The organism is Cutibacterium sp. LaCa_89, assembly GCF_058177555.1.
Genome location: NZ_CP190889.1, coordinates 1,030,185 through 1,053,601 on the forward strand (window position 1 = coordinate 1,030,185; position 23,417 = coordinate 1,053,601).

General features: G+C 64.4%; 25 protein-coding genes and 1 pseudogene. 11 read left to right on the forward strand and 15 right to left on the reverse strand.

The annotated features are described in order from the left end of the window. Positions 1-185: 185 nt before the first annotated feature. On the forward strand, positions 186-1,193 hold the full coding sequence (locus ACP8LP_RS04715) for a LacI family DNA-binding transcriptional regulator (RefSeq protein WP_016665699.1): 1,008 nt from the start codon (positions 186-188) through the stop codon (positions 1,191-1,193). A gap of 94 nt (positions 1,194-1,287) precedes the next feature. Here the strand turns inward: ACP8LP_RS04715 and ACP8LP_RS04720 are convergent, their stop codons facing one another. The 3 genes from ACP8LP_RS04720 to ACP8LP_RS04730 form a co-directional block, all read right to left on the reverse strand. Continuing rightward, positions 1,288-2,184: a carbohydrate ABC transporter permease gene (locus ACP8LP_RS04720; protein WP_063279608.1), complete on the reverse strand. Its 897-nt coding sequence runs from the start codon at positions 2,182-2,184 to the stop codon at positions 1,288-1,290. Further along, on the reverse strand, positions 2,181-3,137 hold the full coding sequence (locus ACP8LP_RS04725) for a carbohydrate ABC transporter permease (protein ID WP_016665697.1): 957 nt from the start codon (positions 3,135-3,137) through the stop codon (positions 2,181-2,183). The genes ACP8LP_RS04720 and ACP8LP_RS04725 overlap by 4 nt, the downstream gene beginning before the upstream one ends. A gap of 82 nt (positions 3,138-3,219) precedes the next feature. Beyond that, a complete protein-coding gene (locus tag ACP8LP_RS04730; RefSeq protein WP_063279607.1) occupies positions 3,220-4,530 on the reverse strand; it encodes an ABC transporter substrate-binding protein in 1,311 nt (436 codons plus the stop codon). A gap of 212 nt (positions 4,531-4,742) precedes the next feature. On the opposite strand from ACP8LP_RS04730, the gene ACP8LP_RS04735 reads away from it, so the two are divergent. The 9 genes from ACP8LP_RS04735 to ACP8LP_RS04775 all read left to right on the forward strand — a co-directional run bounded on the left by ACP8LP_RS04735 (position 4,743) and on the right by ACP8LP_RS04775 (position 10,319). After that, positions 4,743-5,303 (forward strand): YceD family protein, encoded by a 561-nt coding sequence (locus ACP8LP_RS04735; protein ID WP_016665695.1) that lies wholly within the window; start codon positions 4,743-4,745, stop codon positions 5,301-5,303. 63 nt (positions 5,304-5,366) lie between these two features. Then, entirely contained in the window at positions 5,367-5,558 is a 192-nt protein-coding gene (gene rpmF / locus ACP8LP_RS04740; RefSeq protein ID WP_015582493.1) for a 50S ribosomal protein L32, read from the forward strand. Positions 5,559-5,568: 10 nt separating this feature from the next. Next, positions 5,569-6,306, forward strand: coding sequence for a ribonuclease III (gene rnc / locus ACP8LP_RS04745; protein ID WP_171048532.1), 738 nt, complete (start codon positions 5,569-5,571; stop codon positions 6,304-6,306). Further along, positions 6,299-7,141 carry a bifunctional DNA-formamidopyrimidine glycosylase/DNA-(apurinic or apyrimidinic site) lyase gene (mutM, locus tag ACP8LP_RS04750; RefSeq protein WP_016665693.1) on the forward strand — a complete coding sequence of 281 codons (843 nt, stop codon included), beginning with the start codon at positions 6,299-6,301 and terminating at the stop codon, positions 7,139-7,141. The genes rnc and mutM overlap by 8 nt, the downstream gene beginning before the upstream one ends. A gap of 82 nt (positions 7,142-7,223) precedes the next feature. Further along, positions 7,224-7,847 carry a hypothetical protein gene (locus ACP8LP_RS04755; protein WP_252906188.1) on the forward strand — a complete coding sequence of 208 codons (624 nt, stop codon included), beginning with the start codon at positions 7,224-7,226 and terminating at the stop codon, positions 7,845-7,847. Continuing rightward, positions 7,756-8,235, forward strand: coding sequence for an antirestriction protein ArdA (locus ACP8LP_RS04760; RefSeq protein WP_252906185.1), 480 nt, complete (start codon positions 7,756-7,758; stop codon positions 8,233-8,235). Before ACP8LP_RS04755 ends, ACP8LP_RS04760 begins: the two co-directional genes overlap by 92 nt. A 15-nt stretch (positions 8,236-8,250) precedes the next feature. Continuing rightward, positions 8,251-8,559, forward strand: coding sequence for a hypothetical protein (locus ACP8LP_RS04765; protein ID WP_016665690.1), 309 nt, complete (start codon positions 8,251-8,253; stop codon positions 8,557-8,559). Between the two features lie 244 nt (positions 8,560-8,803). Next, positions 8,804-10,030 carry an IS110 family RNA-guided transposase gene (locus ACP8LP_RS04770; RefSeq protein ID WP_484483171.1) on the forward strand — a complete coding sequence of 409 codons (1,227 nt, stop codon included), beginning with the start codon at positions 8,804-8,806 and terminating at the stop codon, positions 10,028-10,030. A 31-nt stretch (positions 10,031-10,061) separates the two neighbouring features. Then, positions 10,062-10,319: a hypothetical protein gene (locus tag ACP8LP_RS04775; RefSeq protein ID WP_016665688.1), complete on the forward strand. Its 258-nt coding sequence runs from the start codon at positions 10,062-10,064 to the stop codon at positions 10,317-10,319. Between the two features lie 96 nt (positions 10,320-10,415). Here ACP8LP_RS04775 and ACP8LP_RS04780 read toward each other — a convergent pair whose 3' ends face one another. The 12 genes from ACP8LP_RS04780 to ACP8LP_RS04835 form a co-directional block, all read right to left on the reverse strand. After that, on the reverse strand, positions 10,416-12,518 hold the full coding sequence (locus ACP8LP_RS04780) for a relaxase/mobilization nuclease domain-containing protein (protein WP_016665687.1): 2,103 nt from the start codon (positions 12,516-12,518) through the stop codon (positions 10,416-10,418). An 11-nt stretch (positions 12,519-12,529) separates the two neighbouring features. Continuing rightward, complete coding sequence (locus ACP8LP_RS04785; protein ID WP_147612061.1) at positions 12,530-12,991, reverse strand: type II toxin-antitoxin system TacA family antitoxin; 462 nt, start codon at positions 12,989-12,991, stop codon at positions 12,530-12,532. 249 nt (positions 12,992-13,240) lie between these two features. Continuing rightward, on the reverse strand, positions 13,241-13,498 hold the full coding sequence (locus ACP8LP_RS04790) for a hypothetical protein (RefSeq protein WP_016665685.1): 258 nt from the start codon (positions 13,496-13,498) through the stop codon (positions 13,241-13,243). 211 nt (positions 13,499-13,709) lie between these two features. Then, positions 13,710-14,207, reverse strand: coding sequence for a type II toxin-antitoxin system VapC family toxin (locus ACP8LP_RS04795; RefSeq protein ID WP_016665684.1), 498 nt, complete (start codon positions 14,205-14,207; stop codon positions 13,710-13,712). After that, positions 14,194-14,937 carry a hypothetical protein gene (locus ACP8LP_RS04800; RefSeq protein ID WP_016665683.1) on the reverse strand — a complete coding sequence of 248 codons (744 nt, stop codon included), beginning with the start codon at positions 14,935-14,937 and terminating at the stop codon, positions 14,194-14,196. Before ACP8LP_RS04800 ends, ACP8LP_RS04795 begins: the two co-directional genes overlap by 14 nt. 56 nt (positions 14,938-14,993) lie before the next feature. Further along, positions 14,994-16,172, reverse strand: coding sequence for an HNH endonuclease family protein (locus tag ACP8LP_RS04805; protein WP_016665682.1), 1,179 nt, complete (start codon positions 16,170-16,172; stop codon positions 14,994-14,996). A 2-nt stretch (positions 16,173-16,174) separates the two neighbouring features. Next, on the reverse strand, positions 16,175-17,380 hold the full coding sequence (locus tag ACP8LP_RS04810; protein ID WP_016665681.1) for an adenine-specific methyltransferase EcoRI family protein: 1,206 nt from the start codon (positions 17,378-17,380) through the stop codon (positions 16,175-16,177). 34 nt (positions 17,381-17,414) lie between these two features. After that, entirely contained in the window at positions 17,415-18,029 is a 615-nt protein-coding gene (locus tag ACP8LP_RS04815) for a recombinase family protein (RefSeq protein WP_016665680.1), read from the reverse strand. Between the two features lie 252 nt (positions 18,030-18,281). Then, positions 18,282-19,085: a DUF3800 domain-containing protein gene (locus ACP8LP_RS04820; RefSeq protein ID WP_147612060.1), complete on the reverse strand. Its 804-nt coding sequence runs from the start codon at positions 19,083-19,085 to the stop codon at positions 18,282-18,284. Between the two features lie 579 nt (positions 19,086-19,664). After that, positions 19,665-21,266 (reverse strand): DNA primase family protein, encoded by a 1,602-nt coding sequence (locus ACP8LP_RS04825; protein WP_016665678.1) that lies wholly within the window; start codon positions 21,264-21,266, stop codon positions 19,665-19,667. Between the two features lie 3 nt (positions 21,267-21,269). Beyond that, positions 21,270-21,599, reverse strand: a complete 330-nt coding sequence (locus ACP8LP_RS04830) for a hypothetical protein (protein WP_016665677.1) — start codon at positions 21,597-21,599, stop codon at positions 21,270-21,272. 168 nt (positions 21,600-21,767) lie between these two features. After that, positions 21,768-23,231, reverse strand: a complete 1,464-nt coding sequence (locus ACP8LP_RS04835; RefSeq protein ID WP_016665676.1) for a recombinase family protein — start codon at positions 23,229-23,231, stop codon at positions 21,768-21,770. Positions 23,232-23,273: 42 nt separating this feature from the next. Here ACP8LP_RS04835 and ACP8LP_RS04840 point away from each other — a divergent pair. Next, a pseudogene (locus ACP8LP_RS04840) lies at positions 23,274-23,411 on the forward strand (zinc finger domain-containing protein); the annotation flags it as partial. Positions 23,412-23,417: the final 6 nt, after the last annotated feature.

Here is a 23,417-nt window from a genome sequence, read left to right on the forward strand (position 1 = left end):
CCACCCTAATAGCCAATGAACCGCTCTGGAAGTCATCGTGAAGGCATCGCTGAAACGTTTTACCTATTCTCCGGTTTGGCCCTAGGATGATGCTGCGCGGGTGAAGGCCATGTGCTCCAGGGCGAGGATGCCTTGTGGCCTGCGCCCATCAGGGCATTCATGCTTCCGGAAGGGACCGTGGCTTCATGGGCAGGACGACGATCAAGGACATCGCCAGAGTCGCCGGTGTGTCGCCGGGCGCGGTGTCCTTTGCCCTCAATGACAGGCCTGGAGTTTCTGAGGCTACCCGAGCTCGTATCAAGGCTGTGGCCAAGGACATGGGATGGCGTCCGAACGTCGCCGCAAAGGCGTTGTCGGTCAACCGAGCCGGTGCCGTCGGTCTCGTCATCGCCCGTGACGATCGCAGTTTCGCCGGGGAAAGGTTCTTCCTGCACCTCATCGCGGGGATGGAGGAGGTTCTCACTCCTGCTCGAACCGCCCTGGTGTTGCAGCTGGTGGGCTCTCCTGAGGAGGAGTGTGAGGTCCATCGACAGTGGTGGGCTCAGCATCGTGTCGACGGTGTCGTCCTGGTCGACCCGGCCCGCAATGACCCGCGGTGGTCCCTCATGTCGGAGATCAACATGCCGTGCACCGTCGTCGGAGCCACGGAGGACACCCCGTTGCCCGGCATCCATATCGATGACGCCACTGCTGCGCGGAGCATTGTCAACCATTTGGCCGACCAAGGGCATCGTCGCATTGCCTATATCGGCGGTGACCCGACCCTCGAGCACAGCATGGTCCGACGCCAGGTCTTCGCCCAGGAGGCGGAGAGTCGCGGAGTGGTCGTCATCGAGGCAGCGGCCAGCGACTACTCCGAGCAGTCCGGAATTCAGGAGACCAGCGCTCTTCTTTCCAGGCCTGACCGTCCCACCGCCATCGTCTATGACAATGAAGTATTGACTCTGGGGGGTATCACCTCCCTGACGCAGCACCGGTTGCGGATTCCTGCGGACGTCTCCGTCGTGTCCTTCGAGGATTCCCCGACATGTCGAGTGATACCGCCCGGAATCACCGCTCTGCGTCGTGATCCGTCAATTCTGGGTAGGGACGCCGTTGCGATGTTGATGAGCATCATTGATGGTCAGGACGTGGAGGACATCACCGAGCAGCCGCCTGAACTTGTCGTCCGGGGTTCCACAGGGCAGCTTTGAACGTCTGGCTGCCCCGGGAGATTGGAATGGGCCAACGACAAGACGGTCGGAACCCTTCTGGTTCTGACCGTCTCCTGATTTGGGTGTAGGTCGCTCAGCCTTTCACGCCGCCGCTCTCCACGCCACGGAAGAAGACCTTCTGCATCGAGGCGAAGACGACGATGATCGGTATGAGGGCGATGATCGTTCCGGCTGCGACCTCACGCGGGTCGGTCGACATCGTTGAACTGAGGTACTGCATGCCGACGGTCAGGGTGTACTTGTCAGGATCGTTGAGGACGACCAATGGCCACAGGAAGTCGTCCCAGGCCCCGATGAAGGAGAACACGGCAACCACCGAGGCCATCCCCTTGATGTTGGGCCAGACCACGTGCCGGATCTTGTCCCATGTGTTGGCTCCGTCAACGGTCGCCGCATCGAGGACCGACGGAGGGACTGCCCGACAGGCGGTGGCCATGAGGAGAACGTTGATGGCACCGACGACACCGGGGATGGCGACGCCGGCCAGGGTGTTCGCCAGGCCCATGCCCTTGATGACGAGGTACTGGCTGGTCAGCGTGACCTCACCGGGAAGTAGGAGGACCGACAGCAGGATGCCCATGACGACCTTCTTGCCGCGGAATTTCATGCAGGTCAGCGCGTAACCGGCCAGGGAGGCCAGCACGACGTTGCCGATCACGCAGACAGCGGCGACGATGACCGAATGCCAGGCGTAACTGAAGATCGGGACGACATGGGCAACGCGACGGTAGGCGTCGACGCTGAAGTCTTGGGGGATGAGATGGGGCGGGAAGGAGTAGACGTCCTCGCTGACGCCTTTGAGGGAGGTGGACAGCTGCCACAGGAAGGGGCCGACCGAGATGATGACGACGAAGATCAGCAGGATGTACCGCCCGATGAGTCCGGCAAGGGTAGGGCGGGTCGGGTCGAATGCCCGCCGGCTACGCCACGGCTTCTGCTTGGCAGGACGAGTTGCGCTGGAGGTGCTCATGCCATCGTCTCCTTCGTGGCGGCCTGGACGGCTGCTGCCCGGCGGGCACGGCGGCCAGCCTGCTTGGGCTTGTGGCCAGACCGCAGGTCCTTGTTGTTCGCCCAACCGATGGTTGCTAGCGGAATGAGGGTGAGGAAGAACAGCACGACTGACAGGGCCGACGCATAGCCGAGCTGTCCGGACAGACCGGTACCAACCTGTTTGATGATCATGACGAGACTGGAGTCCTCACCGCCTGGGCCACCAGTTCCATTCGTGAGGACGTAGAGCTCGGAGAAGATCCTCATCCCGGACACCGCAATGAGAGCGATGATGAGAACCATGGCCGGCCTGATCCCGGGGATGGTGACGTTGCGGAACCGCTGGAAGCTGCTTGCGCCATCGAGGGCGGCGGCTTCATGGAGGTCATGGTCGACGTTTCCGAGGGCCGCGAGGTAGACGATCATGTAGTACCCGAGGCCCTTCCACACCGTCAGCAGGATCGCGCAGCCCAACAACTTCCACCGATCGACGAGGAAGGGGATGGAGCTGTTCGCGACACCCATCCACTGCAGGGACTGGTTGATGAGACCACGGGAGTCGAACATCCAGCTCCAGATGAGGGCCACGACGACGACCGAGGCAATCACCGGGAAGTACGCCACAGTACGGAAGAACGAGATCCCGGGGATCTTCTTCTCGACGAGCAAGGCCAACAGCAACGGCAGGATCGTCAACAGTGGGATGCACACGATGACGTAGATGAAGGTTGTCGCCATGGCATTCCAGAACATGTCGTCGTGCCACAGCTCGACGTAGTTGTCGAAGCCGATGAACTCCCCGCCGACGAGGGGCCGGGTGTTCGTGAAGGACAGAATGATCGTGTTGATGAAGGGGTAGAGGGCGAACACGACGGTCCACACGACTGCCGGAGCCACCAACAACCACGGGGTGTACCAGCGGTGGGAGTTCATGGGCGCAGATCCTTGGCGGGGTAGGGGCGTTGTCAGCGGGGAGGTGAGCCGGCCCCGCATGGGGAGCGGGGCCGGCTGAGGATCACTTCGCGATGTGGTCGTTGCAGTACTTGACGGCGTTGTCGAGGGCGTCCTTGGCCTTGATGTCACCACGCATGGCCGAGGAAATCTGCTGGCCGACGTAGGTCTTCATGGCGTCGGTGTAAGCCATCGGCTCGCCGATCTGCGCATCCTTCATTTCCTCCGAGAGGGCCTCGGCAGCCTTCTTCATCTGTGGATCATCGATGACCGAGGTGAAGGACTCCGGGTTCTCGTTGGCCTCCTTGGTGCCGGGCAGGAAGCCCTGGGCCAGCTTGACGAACTCGACCTGGTTCGCGTTGTTGGTGACGTACTTGGCGAAAGCCAGCGCCAAGTTCGGGTTCTTGGAATCGTTCGAGACGCAAATGCCCTGGACGAAAAGAGGTGGAACGCCGATGCGCTTCGTCATCGCGACGTGAGGAGCGAGCTTCGGGGCGTCCTTCTTGAGGTCGATCGGGAAGGAGGCCGAGCCGGTGGTCCAGGCAACCTTGCCCTGGATGAAGAGCTTTGAGTTGCCCAGGTAGTTGTTCTGCAACACCTCCGGCGGCATGGCCTTCTTGGCATAGAGCTCGACGTACTTCTCGATGATCTTGACAGCCTTGTCGGTGTTGAAGGTGAACTTGCCGTCCTTGAAGACCTCGACGTCCTGGGCTGCGAGATCGCCGAGGGTTGGAGCGGTGGAGATGAGGGGCATCTTGCCGCCGGACTTCTCGGCCATGGTGATGGCTTGCTCGTAGAGCTCGTCAAGGGTGGTCGGCAGCTTCTTGGGATCGAGACCGTACTTCTCGAAGGCCTGGGTGTTCCACCAGTTGAGGTCGGTGCCGAGGTACCACGGGTAGCCGTAGACCCCGTCGTGACCATCGAAGGTGTAAGCATCGATGCCGCCCTTGGTGTATGTGTCGATGGTCTTGGTATCGGCCTTCTTGAGGTCCATGACCTTGTTGGCCTTGAGGAGCTGCCATGCGAAGTTCGGGGGCATGTTGACGACGTCGGGCAGTTGACCGGCGGTGGCCTGCTGCTGGACCTTCTCCTCGTAGCCCTCACCCGGCTGGTCAATCCACTTGATGGTCGTGCCGGGATGCTCCTTCTCGAAGGATTTGACGAGCTTCTCGAAGTACGGGGTGAATTTCTCGTTCTTGAGCGACCAGGTCTGGAACTGGATGCTGCCCTCGAGCTTGGCGGAGGAGTCGATGGATGTCTGGCTCGACGGCTTATCTCCCGATCCGCTCATGCCGCATGCGCTGGCAGCTAGGACAGTTGCCAGTGCGGCCGTACCACCGAGAAGTTGACGTCGGCCGATGGTGAGGTTTGCCATGTTCTCTACTTCTTCCTTGAAGGGGGTCCAGCGGGATCCGATTCCAGCGTCGGTGTCGAACCCCAGTGAACTAATACGCTTTAGTTCAGAGTGCCTGAAACGGCGTGCACAGTCAAGCTGACACACAGTTTTGGTCTGGCGTCGATCTCCGTTGTACAGTGGCCAGTCGGTCATGACCTCGTCGTGTTCCACCGGTCGAAGGGATCTTTGCGATGAATACCATCCATCGCCACCCCGACGCACACTCGGATCTCGTCATCGAGACCCATTCGCTGCGTCGGCAGGTGGGTCAGATGACCCGGATTCAACGGACGGTGCCCGCTCCGGCGGATCTCGGTGTCGACATGATCGGCGTTCCCGAGAACTCCCCTCTCGATCTCGACCTTCGGTTGGAATCGGTGGGTGAAGGAGTTCTGGTCACCGGGGCCGTCGAAGCCACCCTGAAGGGGGAGTGCTCTCGCTGTCTGGATCCCATCGAGGAGGATCTCGTCCTTGACATCCAGGAGCTGTACTTCTACCCGGACAAGGAGGCTGAGGAGGACGCCAGTCGGGTCAGTGCCGAGGAAACGATCGACCTTGACCCTGTCGTCCGTGCTGCGGTGGTGCTGAACCTGGCGTTCAGCCCGCTGTGCCGCGACGACTGTGAGGGACTTTGTCCAGACTGCGGCGCCAACCTCAACGATGACCCGGACCATGACCATCCGGATCGGATCGATCCACGCTGGGCGGCTCTGCAAGGGCTTGTCAGCGAGGATGATTCGGACAAGTCCTGAACGTTCCCTAACGGCGTCCGTGTCATACGGATGCCACATCTGAAGCACACCAAGGAGAAGATCGTGGCCGTCCCGAAGCGGAAGATGTCCCGCAGCAACACCCGGCACCGTCGTTCGCAATGGAAGACGGTTGCTACCAATCTCGTCACCTGCGCCAACCCGGCATGCGGTGAGAAGCACCTGCCCCACACCGCATGTCCCGCGTGCGGCGAGTACGGCCCGCGTGGTGATCGCCGCCAGGTTGCCGAGGTCTGAGATCAGCACCGTGAGCGCACGAAAGGACCAGAACGTCAGTTCACCCGAGTACGGGGAGTGGCCTTTCCTGGGTCTTCTCAAGGAGTTGGGGATCAGATGTGACCCCCAACTCCTTGATCTCGCGCTCACGCATCGCTCCTATGCCTTTGAGAACGGTGGGATTCCCACCAACGAGAGGCTGGAGTTCCTCGGTGACGCCGTCCTCGAGGTCGGCGTTACCGATTACCTCTACCGCGCCTTCCCGGACAAACCGGAAGGTCAGCTCGCCAAACTGAGGTCAGCCGTCGTGAGCACGGTGTCCTTGGGACGGTTGGCCCGTCGCCTCGGCATCGGGCCGCGTATCAAGCTGGGCAAGGGCGAGGAACGTACCGGCGGCCACGACAAGACGTCGATCCTGGCCGACACCACCGAGGCCCTGTTGGGTGCCGTCGAGCTGTCCTCGGGGTTGCCGGACGCCCTGCGCCTCGTCCATCATCTCTTCGATCCCCTCGTTGACGAGGCGGATCGATCCGGAGCCGGTACCGACTGGAAGACAGTTCTCCAGGAGTACTGCTCTGAGCAAGGGCTTGAGGCTCCGCGATACGACATCGTCGGATCTGGCCCGGACCACAATCGCCGCTACCGTGCCAGGGCAGAAGTGGGTGGAAAGCTGCACGCTGCCTACACCGGCCACAACAAGAAGGAGGCCGAGCAGGGAGCGGCCCAGCTTGCGGTTGCCGCACTGATCCCTCCCCGCACCGGTGCCTGAGCTTCCTGAGGTCGAGACAGTACGAGCCGGACTCGAGAGTCTCGTCATCCCCTCCGCCGTCGAGCGGGTCGACGTCGTCGATGTCCGCGGGTTGCGCCCAACCGGTGGTTCGGAAGAAGCCAGAGTCTTCGAGGCGACTCTGACTGGTCGCCAGTTCACCGCCATCAATCGCCGGGGCAAGTACCTGTGGTTCGTCCTCGACGACGGCACGGCGATGCTGGCCCACCTGGGGATGAGCGGACAGTTCCGTGTCGTCGACAGGGAAGCCCCACGGCATCGCCATACCCGTGTTGTCATTGGCCTTGGTGACGACCGTGACCTACGTTTTCTGGATCAGCGCACCTTTGGCGGACTTACTCTCGCCCCGCTGATTGACGGTGTGCCCGGGCCGGTCGCCCACATTGCCCCTGATCCCTTCGAGGATTCCTTTGACGTCGATGAGGTTGCGCGACGACTGCGCGCACGCAGGTCGACCGTCAAGCGCAGCCTGCTCGACCAGACACTGGTATCCGGTGTCGGCAACATTTATGTCGACGAAATCCTGTGGCGGGCTCGTCGTCACCCGGAGACCCCGTGCTCGCGCCTCAGCCAGCGCAAGGCTGTGGAGTTGTTGGAGACAGCGCGTGAGGTGATGTCCGAGGCGATTACCCAGGGTGGGACATCCTTTGATGCCCTGTACGTCGATGTCAATGGTGAGTCGGGATACTTCGACAGATTGTTACGTTCATATGGTCGAACTGGTGAGCCGTGCGACCGATGCGGGACCCCCATCGTGCGCGAGAAGTTCATGAACCGTAGCTCCTTCCGTTGTCCGAGGTGCCAACGCCTTCGGTGATGCGGCAGTAGCCGCGCCAGCGCGGCCGGGAGCAATCTCGACGGCCAAGAGGAGCAGTTCCTCGGCCGCGAGAGGAGCTCCCGTGAACACCACGCCTACCAAGACCGACATCGTCGGCCTGATTGCCTGCCTGCCGTTCGAGCTTGGCGGCACCCCGCCCAGCGCCACCCTCGTGGTGGCCGGACTTGATGGGCAAGGCCGACTGGTCGCCAGCGCCACCCTTCCACTCCTTGATGCCCTGGCTGGCGCACCGGGCTTTGTGGCTGACGGTCTGCGCGCCCAAGGGGCCATGGCCGCCGTAGTCATCGCCTATCACGAGGCGACCGTGGATGCCGTGGCGCAGGTCGCCACGCACATGGGCCTTGCCCTCAACCATCGTGGCCTCGACGTCGTCGGTGTCGCCCAGGTGGGCTTTGCCACTGACTCCTGGCGCCGCATGTCCGGCTGGGCCGACGACGATGGCACGCCCACGTCGGGCCGGTACTCCGAGCTCGCGGATCACCCGGCGCAGGCTCAGCTGAGGGCCCAGGACGAGGGGTGGGCCGATGACCACCACGACGATGCCGCTGAAGATCTGGCCGGGGTGCTTGGCCTGCTACAACTCCGGACGCCTGGTGGGTGCCTGGATCGACGCCAGCGAAGCAGGCGAACTCACGATTGCGAAGCTGCACGAGCTGGCTGGTGTGCCCCAGCGAGCCGACTGTGAGGAGATCTGGTGCCTTGACGGGGACGGCCCGTGGCCGGATTTCCACGAGATGGGCTTGGCAGAGGCTCAGGAGTGGGCTGACGCGTACGCGGAGGTCGAGCCGTGGTTGTGGCCAGCTTTGAGCGCCTGGATGGCCAGCGGGGCGTATGTGGCCGCTGGCCATGGCTCAGTGCCGGTGCCCAGCGACTTCATCGACCATCTGCATGGCGAGTTCGACAGCTGGGGTGACTTCGTCGACCACTGGCTGACCGAGACCGACTATTTCGACCACTGGCCAGATACAGCCAAGACCTACTTCGACCACGAGAAGTTCGGCCGGGACCTGGCCTACGACTTCACCACCGTGTCCTCGCCGTCGGGCGGGGTCTATGTTTTCAGCAAGCCATGACAGGAGGATGAACCCATGCTCATCGTCGCTGGCTACCCTGATCCCCACTACGACCCCGACGCGCCGGAGTCGGCGGTCCGCGCCTTCTTCAACAAGATCGTCCAAGGACTCTGCCCGACCCCGTGGATGATGGCTCACCCACACCACAGGGTGAGCCTGTACCAGGCCAAGAAGCAGGGCCGCTACGACGAGATCTTCGCCGAGATGGGCGTCGCGCGGATGACGCCGCTGGCCCGACGGGTGTTCCTCGATCTCCTCACTGACACCGACCGGCTCGACCAAGCCATCCAGCGTTTCCCGAACGTCGAACCCCTCAAGGAGTAGCCCTTGCCCCGTTACCTTGCTGGTGACCCCGTAAGGAGGGGTCACGGTCGCCGGGCCCGGCATGACTTGCTGCCCCTGTCTCATGAATGATCCGGGGGGTGTTGTCACCGGGCTTGGTGGCGCCAGCCGACCGCTGATAGGGACACGGCCTGCTTCAAAGGTCTCTTCGTAACGTGGGTGCCGGCAGCTGACGCATCACCACCCGGGCGACCGTTCATCTCGGGATGGAAGGATGGCGGTTGTCATGAATCAGGACAGCGGCTTCGACATCTGGTGCGGGCTGGACGTTGGCAAGACCGGCCACCACGCCTGCGCATTGGATGCTGCTGGCCGGAAGGTCTTCGACAAGCCCCTGCCCCAGGACCAGAAGCGCCTCGAGGAACTCTTCGACAAGCTCCAGACCCATGGCCGGGTCCTGGTGATCGTTGACCAGCCGAACACAATCGGAGCACTACCCATCGCGGTCGCCCGGTCCATGGGAATCCAGGTCGCCTACCTGCCCGGGCTGGCCATGCGCCGCGCAGCAGACCTCTACCCGGGCAACGCCAAGACCGACGCCCGCGACGCGTTCGTCATCGCCGACACCGCGAGGACCATGCCCCACACCCTGCGCCGGGCCGACGCCGGCGAGGAAACCCTCGCGGAGCTGAAGGTGTTGGTCGGGTTCGACGAGGACCTCGCCGCCGAAGCGACCCGGCTGTCGAACCGCATCCGAGGATTGCTCACCCAGATCCACCCGGCCCTGGAACGCGTTGTCGGACCCCGGTTGACCACCAAGCAAGGCCTCGCGGTGATCGAGCAGCTCGGCGGGCCCCAGGCCATGGCCGCTGCGTCGAAGTCCAAGCTGCTGCGGGTCATCAGCAAGGCCTACCCGCGCGGCGCCCAAGAGTTCGCCGATGCCATCACCACCGCCCTGGCCGAGCAGACCGTCATCGTTGCCGGAACCGCCGCAGCCGAGCAGGTCCTGCCCCAACTCGCTGCATCGCTGCGCCAGACGCTGGACCAGCGACACGCACTCGCGGCGCAGATCGAACAGGTTGTTGATGCTCACCCTCTTGCCGAGGTCCTGACCTCGATGCCAGGCGTCGGGGTCAGGACCGCAGCACGGATCCTGCTCGACGTCGGCGACGCCTCCCAATTCCCCACCGCCGGACACCTCGCCGCCTACGCCGGACTCGCCCCAGTCACCCGACGATCCGGAACCAGCATCCGCGGCGAGTTTCCCGCCCGCTCTGGCAACAAACACCTCAAACGAGCCCTGTTCCTGTCCGCCTTCGCCGCACTGCGCTCAGACCCCACCTCCAAGGCCTACTACGACCGCAAACGAGCCCAGGGCAAGAAGCACAACGCCGCCCTCATCTGCTTGTCACGCCGACGCTGTGATGTCCTGTTCGCCATGCTCAAGAACCGGGAGCCCTACCGGGCCCCCACCCCAACGCGAGAGCCATCACCCCTGCCCCTCGCCGCTTGACGGGGAACATAGGGACACCCCCATCGACCTCATGCCCCGCGTCCAGATCGAACGAAACCTCACCATCAGCCTGCTGATGCAGCTCGACCACCAGGTCGACCCCGCCGCCGTCGCGGCCAAGCTGCCGCCCTACGAGCTCGCCGACAGCCTTGAGGGGCGTGCCGTCGACTCCGTCGCCCGCGTGATGGCCGCGATCGGCCTCACCACAGAGCACGACGACGGGAAGGTCCTCAACGGCGAGCTCATCGCCTGGTTCGCCGACCACGATGAAGAGGTCGACGAGGCCTGATTGACGTGCCCCGGCCGGACGAGGACGACGACTGACGAGCAAGGGCTCCTCGAGGACATGCGTCCTCGGGGAGCCCTTCTCTTTTGGTCTGCCCGGTCAGTTGTCGACCTGGCGGTCGTGCTGGGCCTGCGCCAGGGCTTCGTCGAGGGCAACCTGGCCACGCTGGACATAGGCCTCTCGGTCGGCAGCAGAGAGCTTCGCGACCTCCGGGTGAGCGGCCTTCCAGGTCGCCAGGGCCTCGTCGACATCTTCGTAGCAGCCAGCGGCCAACTCGCGCTCCAGCCGTGCCCTCTGCTGGTTGGCCACGTTGCGCTTGACCTCGGTCTGGTCGAACTCTTCGCTGTGCTGTTTGCCGTCGGCGCGCAGCCCATCGAGTTCCTTCTTGAGGTCACGGCCGGCCTCAAACGCCATCGACCGTGCCCTCTTCTTGGTTTCGCGCAGCGTCAGCTGGGCACGCACGGCGGGGTGGAGATGCGACCCCAGCGAGCCCAGCACCCTGCGGCCGACGCCCTTCGGCACGTGAGCCTCGACCGGACGTTCGCCGCGCGCCAGACGTGACCGGGTCTCCTCGTCGAACGAAGCAAGGCCGTCGATGAGCTGCTGGCGCTTCGGGTCGGCCTTCTTGAACTTCAGCTTCCGCAGCGACGACACGTAGGGCTTCTGCTGGTCAACCCGATCCTGGCCACAGGCGGCCACAGACGGGCCGGAAGTGGGCGTGATCGGAGCATCAGCGGCAACCACGGCCCCCACGTCTGCACGATGAGGCCTGTCCGTCGCCCACCCGTGGCCGTCCGTGGTCGGCAGTGGGCCAGGAGTGACCACGTTTGGGCTGAGGTCGGTCGCGGCCAGAGCGGGAGCGCCGGCCACGACCTCCTCGGTCGGAGCGGGAGCGGAGACCGGGGGAGGCACCGGAGTGTGTTCCACGGGTTCCGTGGAGGGCATGGCGGGAGCGGGAGCGGACGCCTGCCCGCCGACCGGAGCGGGAGCGGAGGTCGGGGTGGCTGTCATGTCCCGCTGATGAGCCTTGACGTAGCCGAGAGCGGCAGCAGCGGCCATGACCTCGTCGTCGGTGATGTCGTCGAAGTAGTCCTTGGCCAGATCCTCGAACGTGGCGTGGTCATCGGCTTGCCATTGCTGGAACCGATCGGGATCCACTGCGCGGACATGGCTGAACATGCCCTCCCAGACGGCATCGTCGTTGGGCAGACCCATCGCCTCAGCCCGCTCACGGGCCAGCTCGTCCCAGCTGGTCTCGGGAACGTCGCAAGCGTCCTGCATGGCCTGGACCGGCGGCGCCATGGCAACAGTTGTGTGGGGCCCGGCCAGATGACGCTGGCAGATGTCATGCCAGCCCTTGTCAGTGAAGTCCGCCGAGATCGACGACGCCTTCGCGCGACGGACCCGCTGCTTCTTGCCCGGATCGCGCCGAGGGGTGATGTCGTCGATCATCTTGTAGGTCACACCGACCTCTTCGGTGACCTCGCCGGTCTTCTTGTCGATGACCTCACGGATCTGGACGTCCCGCACGATGCCGTAGTCGGCAAGGTTAGCCACGAACGCGGCATCAAGTTCGGCCTCGTCTGTGGCACCACTCGCCAGCGCATCAACCTGGCACTGATGGAGCCGGTCGCCCAGGACCCGCTTGAAGGTGCCCTCGTCGAGCTTGGCGGCGCGCTCGGGCCACGACAGGGCCTTGTCATCGAAGGAAATGGTCGGCAGCCCCTCCTCGCGCATGAGGTCGTTCTCAGCTGCGCGGACGAACTTGGGAAGCCGATGACTGGTGAGTGCACGACCAGTCACTTCGTCCTGGTTGATCACGATGATGTGGTTGTGCAGGCACTGGCCGCAGCCGTCGGCATGGGTGACGACCCAGACATCGGCGTTGGGATGCATCTTCTTGGCCAGGCGATAGCCCAGCTCGTTCACCCGACGACGGTCGTCGAGGTTCTTGACGTCGAACAGGTCAGCCGGGAACGACTGCACGTAGGAGAACGCCGCGATCTTGCGACGGGTGCGACGGGGGAGCGCTTCGGCCTTGGCGACGAACTCGGCGATGGAGTCCGCGTCGCAGTACGACACGGCCAGGCGGTTCGTGCCGCGCGCGAGGTGCTCGGCCCGCAACGAGCCGTTGCCGTAGACAAGGTAGTAGGCGAGGTCGCGCACGCCGACGCCGACGGTCGAGATGCTCACGTAGCCCATGGCGCACCTCCTCAGTGACCGGGATGACCCAGTGCGCGCAGCACCTCGCCGCACCTGGTGATGACGGCCGCCAGCACCGGCGCGAGCTTGTCGCTGTCGGCATCGCTGCTCACGGTGACGACCCTGTCGGCGTTGACGTGACGAGCGATCTGGTTGAGGTTCACGTAGGCGCGCTTGGTCTCCACTGACGCCTCCTTGATGCCCACCGTGCCGGTGGGCGTGCTGGCTGCGCCAGCACCCTCGCCACCTGCGGTGGCGGTCTCGGGCCGACCCGGCAGACCCGCCTGCGGCGTGCTGCCGCCACCTAGGACGCGCTCAGCCTCTTCGAGGCCCGCACCTCGGAGGAAGCCCGAGACGGACAGCCCCCGCTTCGCGGCGGCTGCGGTGAGCATGTCGTACTCGGCTTCGCCGGTACGAACGCTCACCACGCGGCCCCGGCTGGGCCGCTTGATACCCGGGCGCACGTCACTCATGAGACTAATGTACGCGCACGGAGAAACACATGCAAGTATGCACTTCGCCATACGGTCCTCGCTGCGCTCGCCCCTCCTGACTTCGTGCCCCTTGCCATGGGGCTACCGCCCCCTGGACCCCGGCCGCCAGCTGCGCTGGCATCACGAGCTGCCGCTCGTGACCAACTGGCCGACTGGCTTCGCCGTCGTCCCCAGACAGAACGAGGGGCCCACACCTACCGGTGCGGACCCCTCCTGGACGTCGCCGCGTCACTGCTGCGCGTGCTGCTGCGTCGGCTGCTGGGCAGCCTCCTTGCGACGACGCGACCGGCGCGCCTTCGCCTCGGCGTCACGCTGGTCGAACTCGCGCTGCGCACGATGACGCAGCTTCTCGTAGACCTCGTGGTCAAGCTCATTGAGTAGCACCACGACGCGTGCGTCGATATCGAGCTCGCGCTGCTTGCGCTTGGCCTCCGCGGCCGCCAGGGCGGCCTTGGCCGCCTTGATCTCATCATCCATGTAGCCCATGTCGGCCACTCTCCTTCTGGGCGGCCACGCTCGGGCCGATCCCCCAGCAGGACGACCCTGCCAACGTCAACGCCGACCGGGAGGTCGGCGGCCAGGAGATCTTCGGCGTCATCGAGACATCCGCCCCGCGTCATCCTTTGCCCGAAGCCCGCGGTGATGGAGATAACACCATTGTCGCATGGCGCTGAGCCGACCGGGAGGTCGGTGACTATCAGTCCTCGGCGTCGAAGAGATTCGGCTGCTGCGGAACCCCACGCGACATCCAGGGCAGCTGCTCGGCAGACATGGCGTGGATGTCCCAGACCTGCACCCCGTCAGCCTCGGACGGGAACTTGCGGTCTTTGGTCACGAACCACGTGCAACGGTTCTTGACGGCTGAGGCCAGATGGATCGAGTCCATGCCCTTGAGCCCATGAGCCAGACGGAGCTGTGCGGCGCACGCGGCCACCGGCTGCGTGACATCCACGACCTCGACGTCGCGGGAGCGCAACTTCGCAAGGACCGCATCCATCTTCGGCTGCCAGGCCTCACCAGGACCGGCAGGCTTGTAGACCTCAGCAAAGATGAAGGCCGACACGACGAGGTCGGCATCACCCGCGTCGATGAGGTCGAACAGCGACTGCATGACGGCGGCTTCGGGCTCGCCCTTGATCCATGCCAGGAACGCGCACGAGTCCAGCAGGACGCGAGGATGGTCAGTCTTCGCCACGGACAGCCTCCAGGTACTCGTTGACGCTCAGCCCGTTGGTGATCTCCGGGATGGAGCCGAACAGCTCCCGCCAGCTGGGCACGGGGCCGTCGACGACGTGCACGGTCTCGGCGGTGACGTGGTACACCCGACCGTCGGCGTCCTGACGCATCATGCCGTCGATCTGCACGTCATGGAGCAGGGCGTCGCGCATCTGCTCAGCGATGCTGCTGGGGAAGCCGATGCGGACCACGCGGCCACCGGAGAACGGCTTGACGGACGCACGGTTGCCGCGCGTGACATTGACGCCGGTCAACTTGCCGCGCACGCACCCGTACATCTCGCGGTGCCACGGCGTCTGCTGCGCTAGGGCGTCCTTGAGCCTGCCGTCGAGCCAGACGACGTTGCCTTCGCGCTCGATCTTGGTGTGTTCGTCGACCGTGCGGACCAGGTCCTGGGCACGGCTCACGGCCTCGGGCGTCCAGTCATCGGGAACGGCCGCTCCGTTCTGGACTAGACGCAGGCCCCGTACGGCCGACGCTGCGGCGCGGCGACCGTCGTCTGGCTGGTCCCCGGCTGCCTCGATGGCGGCCACGGCAGAACCGAGGCGGAGGTCGGCGACCTCCCACTCAACGTTGGGGGAGTCACTCAGCGCGTCTAGCAGAGCGATCAGATGCTGGCCAGCCTCGAAGAAGCGTGCAGCGTCGGCAGCACGTCCCTCGTCGACGGTCAGGACGATGTCGTGGGCCATGGCACACCTCCTCTCGGCACAATCATCGCAGGCACCGTCGGCGCTCCGCGGGAGGCCTACCGATTACCCTTCGCCCGGTTATGGGGGATGCAAAGCATCTCGCAGTTGCTGGCGTCGGTCGCGCCGCCCTTCGACCATGCCGTGACGTGGTCGGCGTCCATCTCCTTGAGCGTCCAGATCTTCGCCTGGTTGGCGCCGTGGCCGATGGCGCAGTAGGAGCAGTTCGAGACGCCCGCCGCCTGCGCAGCCTTGGTCTGCTTGGCGTAGACGGCCTTCTTCGTCGTGTCGTCGAAGACCCTGACGTTGAGCAGCTTGGTATCGGTCTCGCCACCCAGGACGAACTCCCAGATGCCCTTGTTGTCGTTGACCTGAAGATCGCCCAGCAGGTCCTCGACGCGCTCGGCAACCTTGGCGGCGTTGTAGGGCTTGGCGTGGTAGGTCTCGTACAGCCGGCCCCACTCCAGGCCGCGCATGGCCTTGTCGGGCACGCCGACGAACACCGAGTCGATCCAGTCGATGACGCTGGTGAAGTACGTCTGGAGCTCGTTGATGGTGGTGTCATGGCGGTGCTGGCCCATGTAGCCGGTGATGGTCGTGCCCCTAGCCGCAGCGACCCACTCCAGCGCCACGCGGAGCACCTCCTGGCGCTTGGGGTCGCCCTTGACGTATGCCGCCCACTTCTGCTGCATCGCGTTCTGGCTGTTCGAGAACACCGCTTTGGCGGCCGTGACGAACGGGCCAGAGTAGATCGCGTTGTCGAGCTCCTGCTGGTTCAGCGGCACCCCAGCGATGTTGATGGTCTGGAACCACTCCTTGATCTCGGACTCAGTGCCGGAGCAGACATAGACCAGCAGCTCGGTCGCCATGATCTTTTCCTGCTGGTCCTTCGGCAGCGAGGAGAACGTCTTCTCCTTGCCGCCCTGCATGATGGCGAACTTGCCGGTGACGAACCGGCCGATGGAGGTGATGCGCTGCTGGCCGTCGAGGATCTCGTAGCGCGGCGACGCGGTCGCGCCGGTGTCGACGAAGTAGATCAGACCCAGCGGGTAGCCCTTGAGGATGGACTCGATGACCGCGACGTCGCGCTTGCCGTCGTTGTAGATGTAGTTGCGCTGGAACTCCGGCTGGATGACCAGCTCCCCGGCCAGGCCGTATAGGCCCTTGCCCTCCAGCTCGCTGTAGTGAAACCCCTCGGTGATCTTGGCCACCGTGAACTTGTTGAGCTCTGCCTTCATGGTCAGTCCTTCTTCGGAGCGGGGTTGCGGTGACGGATGAGGATGCGGGCATAACGCTGGACGTAGACCTCACCATCAACCAGATAGTAAGTCTCGTCGCTCGGCGGCTCCGGCAGCCGGATGGCGGGACCATCGTTTAGTTTGCCCACCTGTGATGTAGCACCCGTCTTCTTTGCCACCTGAGTCTGTGTCGGGTAGACCCGAGACTTCAGACCTCGGGCATCATCCCAAGTCTTGGTGATGCCAAGAATCTCGAACTGCTCAGGGTTGTACCGATCAAGGAAGGTGATGGGGACGCCCATCAGGCCAGGCTCGTCGCTCGGGATTGCGTCGGTGAACCCGACCTCAATCGCGTCGTAATTGTCATATCGCGGATAACCGATGCCACGTACTTCCTTGTGCTTGCTGTACTTCACGTTCTCCACAGTGCTCATGAGCACCATTGGCTCATGGCGGCGGCCATGGTCAATGTTGGTGAACCAGCGCACCCCCTTGACCCGGATGTACTTGGTGCCATCGTCGTCAACTCGGAACCCTGCTGCCTGAAGTGGGTAACTATCCGGGACCCGGAACTCACGATCCCCACTAGTGATGGAGGGGCCGAACCACAACTTGTTGTCCCTGATGAGAGGAAAGACCTCCTTGTAGGTGATCGCATTGACGTTCCCGATGATGGAGAACTGCACGCCGCCCTCGATCAGCCAGGCGACGAACTCCCGGAACAGCGAGAAGGGCCCGTTGGTGATGACCATGTCGGCCTCATCACGCAGCGCGGTGACCTCAGGAGAACGGAAGTCCCCGTCGCCGTCGAGGTAGCGCCACGTCAGGTCGTCGATGTCGACCCGGCCGTCGCCGGTGAGGTCGTCGTCCTCCAGGATGAATACGCGGCCGTGAGGCACCGAGCCGTCGTCGGCCGGGTCCGGCACGTCGAACAGCGTCGGCGGCTCGTAGCCGGTCGGCGCGTTGTCGTCGTAGCCGTAGCTGGTGGAGATGAGCTTCTTGATGCCGAATTCAGTGAAATGCAGCGCAAAGTACTTGGTGAAGTTCGACCACTCGGGGTCATCGCACGGCAGCAAGATCGTCTTGCCACGGAAGACGTCGGGGTCATACTCCAGGTAGGCGTTCATCTCGCGCTCGATGTCCACCCAAGATGTGTAGAAGGCGTCCTTCTTGGCCTTCTTGGCCGCCCCCAGATCCGTGTTCGCCATGGTCACTCTCCTCCAAGTCCAACCGTATCGGTGGTCACTTACAATCCTTCGGCTCGGCCGGCGCGTACCGCCCAGTGCCCGCCAGGGCCGCGTACAGCGTCGTGCGCGCCACGCCCAGGTCTCGGGCCACCCTGGCCTTCGACACGCCCTCTTCGACGCGCTGGCGCGCCTGGGCGATCTGGTCGGGCGTCAGCTTCGGCCCGCGGTCGTACTTGCCCGCCGCCTTCGCGATGGCAATGCCTTCGGCCTGGCGCTCCCGGATCATGCGCCGCTCCAGCTCGGCCACGGCCGCAAAGATCGTCAGGACGAACCCGCCGCTGGGGGTGTCGGTGCTGAGCTCCGGCATGTCGACGAAGCTGACCTTGACGCCGTGGTCGCCCAGGTCGCGCACCAGCGTCAACAGGTCAATGGTGTCGCGGGCCAGCCGGTCCGGTGACTTCACACGGACGACGTCGCCGGACCGGACGTACTCCAGCATCGCCTTGAGCTGCGCCCGGCCGTCGACGTCCTTGCCCGACGCTGTGTCCGTGAAGAGCTTGTCGACGTCACCGAGGGCTTCGAGCTGGCGGGCGAGATTCTGGTCGGTCGACGACACGCGGGCGTAGCCGACGACCTGGCCGACGGCCCGGGTCCGCTTCTTCTCCGCCATGTTCAAAAACCTCTCAAGGCGTCTCGTCGTTTCTGTTCAACTAGAGTCTACCCCAACCCTGCCGAACGCACTATCACCTGCGTGATCTTGGTGTCCACCAGGTACACCCTGGTGGACAGCGCGTGAATGAAAAGCAACCGCCCCATGGCTGGTGCCATGGGGCGGTGCGGTAAGTATGGAACATGTGGCGGTATGGGATCCGCGTTCAGACTGGGTGATGGGTCTGAGACCCGGCCCAGTGGATGCTAGCTGTTAGCCTGCGGCTATGGCCTCGGCATCTGGCTCAATAGTACACGCCGCACGGATCTCCCGCAATGACCTCTCATGACTGGTCTGGATGTGGAGCAGGTCAGTGTTGCAGTCGGCGAAGTGGCTCGACCCGACGGCCGTTGCGATCTCCCGCGCCAGGAGGGCCTTGGGTGTCTGCGATGACAAGAACCCCTCAAGGCCGAGTTCCTCTGTTTTCTTTCGGGCGTAGAAGATAGAGCTGGCCAAGAGATCTGCTACCTGCAGCCCCGCACAGGTCCGGGAGTCTAAGCTCACTGCGGCCACGAGCCGCTTGTTCCCGAATCGCGTGTTCATCTGGGACATCAAATTGTCGCCATACGAAACCCCCTGCGGCACGTCGATGTGGTCAAGAAGTGCCACGGCCGCCTCTCTCCGGGTTACCAGTCCACGAAGTAACCGATCCGTGGCGAATAGGTGCCCTTGCCACTGGGGCCGGCTGCTCCAGGGATCGAAGTGCCGCTTGTCGAGGACGAAGGCGCCGAAGGTGCAGCCGCACGCCACCACCTCTCGGAACACCTCAGCGAGGATGGGCTCGGAGTGCTTCGTGACGTTCTTGAACTTCAGTTCCTCTGCCTTGGTGAACCGGTGCTTGTCTCGGATCGCCTTGACCGTCCGGGATACCTGGTCGGGATCAGAAGTGCGGACTGCGGCCGTGACGAAGAAGTCGCCGGAAGTCCCCTTGCTGCCCGCCTCGTCCACGAAGTACACCACTCCCTGCGTGTCGACAGGAAGGGTGATTCGGGGAGAGTCCGGCATGAGTTGCTCCATGGTTCAACGAGGTTGGCTTACGTAGGACGGGATCATATCGCCGAGTCCCGTTCGCCCTCCGATGGACATGGGCAGATGGAGAGGCCGTGCCGCCGCCGCCAGGTCCGGGCCAGACGCGGACGCCGGGACGCGCAGCCCGGCCTGGCGGCCGGGGCGGCTTGCCCGTCGGGCCCTGCGGGCCCTCCGGCCTACGCCCCGCCCGGCAGGAGCACAGGGATGGGGGGGAGCCGAGGGGCTGGTGGGGGAGAGCTGCGGTGGGTAGCGGGTCTTCCTCATCAACCCATGCGCCCCACCCTGACTGTGCACCGCGCCGGGCGAAGCCCGGCCAAGGCCGGGAGTCGACGGCCGGGCGCAGCCCGGCCAGTCGACCTCCCCGTATCCCACTCCCCATCCCTCAAGGTCACGCCAGGGGAGGGGTATCGGAGGGCTGGAGTGCAGTTTGTGCAGTTTTGAACCTAAAGTCTCCTGAATCGCGCGCGCGTGAGGATGTTATGGACCTAAACTGCACAAACTGCACATTCTGCGTAAAATCCCTAGTCAGAGCGATATGGTCCGGCCCATATCGGTGAGTTGGAAGCGTCAGCCGTGGTACTCGATCGGCGCGATCGGTGCCTTCGACGCTGCCGCCGTCGGTAGCGGCGTCACGCTGTTAGCGAGTTGTTGGGCCTTCTGCGGAGTGAGCCGGTTTCGCGGATCGCACCAGACGAGACCCTTGCGGATCATGCCCCGCGCAGCCTTGACCGAGCCGTAGCCGAGACGGTCGAGTCCCTCACCGAACTTCTTGCGCCCGAGCATCTGGTCGGGGTGCACGCCCTCAGCCTGCGCCCACGCCTCATACCGGCTGTGCAGCTCAGCGGTGGTGTCGCCGCCGCTGCCGACCTCCTCGCACTCCTCATCGACGAACCGGCGCACGTCGTCTTGGGACTGTGCGTACTGTGTCGTCGCCACCAGCACAGCCTGCGGCTCGTCGAGGCCTCGCTCCCAGTACTGCTGCAGGCCCGCTACGAGCAGAGCCAGCACTGCCTCGGGGTTGGCCTGGATCTTCTGCTTCAGCTGAGGGTCGCGATCCTCCTTGGGGATCACCACGTCGAACTGAGCCACCAGGGCTCGCTCCCAGACTGCCGGATCGTCCGGCGGAAGCTTCGGCAGGTAGTTCGACACGTAAAGAAGTGTGTGGCTCGGCGTGAACTCGAAGAAGTTCTGGTTGAGGAACCTCGCCTTGATCGGATCGCCGCCGGTGAGGCGCTTCATCAGCGCCGGTGCGAACCGTGCTCCCTCCTCGGTCTCCGACAGCACAGCCAGACGCACGCCGCGCAGATCGGCCAGCGAAGGGCTCGGCCCGTTGGCATTGGACTTCGCCCGCTCCAGCAGGCCCTCGGCGCCGGTGGTGGCATAGTCGCCCATCGCGTCCATGACGCACTCGTAGAGCACACCCTTGCCATTGCGGCCCGCTCCGGTGGCGAAGACCAGCTTGTGCTCCAGCACCTCGCCGACCAGGGCATGGCCCAGGTAGCGCATGAGGAACTCGCGCACGTCGACGTCGGGCAGCGACGTGTCCAGGTACTTCTGCCACACGGACGAGGTGGCCATGGGGTCGTAGGCGGCGCGGGTGACCTTCGTGTGGTACTCCGCCGGATCGTGCGGCCGCAGCTCGAAGGTGCGCAGGTCGAGGATGCCGTTGGCGCAGTTGAGCGAGTACGGGTCGGCGTCGAGCTCGTCGATGCCCACGGCGATTCCGGGCATGGCCGCAGCGATCGTCAGCACGCTCTTGAGGCCGCTGGCCTTCTGCACGCCCTGCAGCGTGCGGAGCATCGCCTTGTCGCCGAGGGCGTCCGGCGCGAGTCGCCGCACCGTCTTCAGCACCGCACGCGTGGCCTTCTTGTCCTTGACGTCGGGAGCCCACCGGCGACCGTCCCAGGCGTACCAGCCCGCCTCGCCCACGTGGATGAGCTTGCCGAGGTTGTCGGCGGCGAACTCCATGGCGACCCAAGCGTGCTCATCGTGCTTCGCACCGGTGGCGCGCAGCTCTGCGGCCAGGTCCTCGCGATCGAACACGTGTTCGACATCCGCTTCCGACGGCGCCTCAGGGCTGGTAAACTCAGAGGTGTCCAGACTAGGGGCATCAGAGATCTCTTCGTTGGCCGCCCGATTCGCCGTCGGGCGGCTTTCGTTTGCACTCATGATCTATGCCACCTCCTCGGCCGAGGAGCCAGCCAGCGCGGCGGCGATGCGCGCCTTGCGCGCGGGGGAGAACCGGGGAGCCATGCGGATGAACTCTTCCAGCAGCCGCTCCTGCTCACTCTCCGCAGTCACGACCTTCGGCGCCACCAAGGCGTCGAGGTCCTCGGGCCGGAAGTGCCAGCGGCGGTTCTTCTTCTGGACCCCGTGCAACTTGCCCGAGCGGGCGAGCTTGCGCAGGTAGTCCTTGTCGTAGGTCGTGCGCTCAGAGGCGGCGGCCAAATCTTCGGTGTACGGATCGTCGTGGACGACAGAGGCAACAGGCGTTGCATTCATGATCGGAAAACCTCATGTGAGATCCTCCGGTACCCTGCCTGTCATTCGGCCTTGTTCACCGGCTCCTATCGGGGGCTCAATCACGCCAGCTTTCACCTCGTCTCGCGACGATGCTTGTCTGGACCCCGGGGGCTGCTACCCATTATAGCCGAACTTTGCCGCATTCAACTACATCAGCATCTCGATCTTGATGTCGGGGTCGTCGACCTGGCGGGGGAGGTGCTCCACCTTCTTGGAGCGTCGCCCCGGCAGCACTGTCAGCGTCAGGATCTTCCTGATGACGACTCGCTTGTGCTGCATGTCCAGGCTGGCCCACGTGGCGTGGATGTCATCGGCCTCGACGAGGACCTGCCCCACGCTCTGTGGCCCTGGCGACAGCAGGGCGTCGATCTCGTTGATCCGTCCGATGAGGCGTGGCGCCTCCTGCCGGACCTGATCGGCCGGCAGGACACCGTCGGCCACGAGACCCGCCAGCGCCTCGTAGCGCGTTTGGAGGGCCACCCGCTCGACCCGGAGCTCCTCGCGCGCCAGGCCGTCGTCGCCCAGAGTGAACATGTTCGCGGCGTCGGGTTCCTGGAGCCGACGCAGCACAATGCGCTCCACCAGGTCGTCGATCGGCTGGGCCTTGCGGCTGAGGTGGTTGCCCTTGAGACACTTGTAGATCCGGACCGGGTCCGCCTTGGTAACCTCGCCCGACTTCTTCATCCGTGCCTTGGGGTAGAAGGTCGAGTGGTACATGTGCGTACCGTCGCCGCACGCGCCGCAGAGCAGGAGGCCCGACATGAGATGCCGTGGCTCGGTGCCCCAGTTGCGACGGCGCGACGGATCGCGCAGCTTCGCCTGAACGGCATCGAAGACGTCAGCCGACACGATGGGCTCCCACGTCCCCCGGTAGGTCTCCTCTGTCAGTGGCCCGCTGATCTTGCGCCTGTCGGGATCGGGCTCCCACTTCGTGATCACACCCTTGTACCGGGCGTTCGTGAGCAGTGACCGGATGTTCGCATTGCCCCACGGCACGCCCCGACTAGACGTGAAGCCCTTGGCGTTCAGGTCCCGGCAGACCTGGGCCAGCGTGACGCCTGCCAGGTAGTCGACGAAGGCCTTCTTGACAGCCTCGGCCTCGTCGTCGATCTGTGTGACGCCGTCCTCGTCGTAGCCGAGGATCTTGACTCGTGTCACCGGCAGGCCCTTGCGGCGCCGCGTCTCGTTCGCGCCGATGGCGCGCTCGGACTTACGTCGGATCTCGAAGCGCGCGACGGCTGCCAGCATCGTCGCTCGGAACTCGCCGTCGGCCGTGGTGAGGTCGATCTCGCCGTCGACCGTCGCCACCTTCGCACCGAGGTCGATCAACTTGACCAGGTCCTGGAGTGTGCGCAAGAGGCGATCGAGGTCGCGGGCGACGATCACGTCGAACTTGCCCTTGCCGACGTCGCCGAGGAGTCTTGCCCAGTCAGTGTTACCGCCGCGGCCCTTCGTGGCCGATACGCCCTCGTCGATGTATTCGGGGCCATACATCCAGCCGCGGGCCTCGCAGAGGGCCTTGATCCTGCGGCGCTGGGTCTCCAGCGTGAGGGACTCGTCATCAGTGTCGTCGGACTTCGAGACACGCAGGTAGGCAGCAGCAACGGTCATGTCCGGAACTCTACGGCATGTGAGCGTGAGAAAGTCATGTAGTCGGGGTACTTCGACCGCTCGCTGGATGCTTACGGACGGGAGGGGCTCCCGTGCAAGCGTTGCGGGACGCCGATGGTGCGGGAGCACTTCATGAATCGCAGCTCGTTCCGCTGCCCGAGATGCCAGCAGTTGCGTTGACCTCGG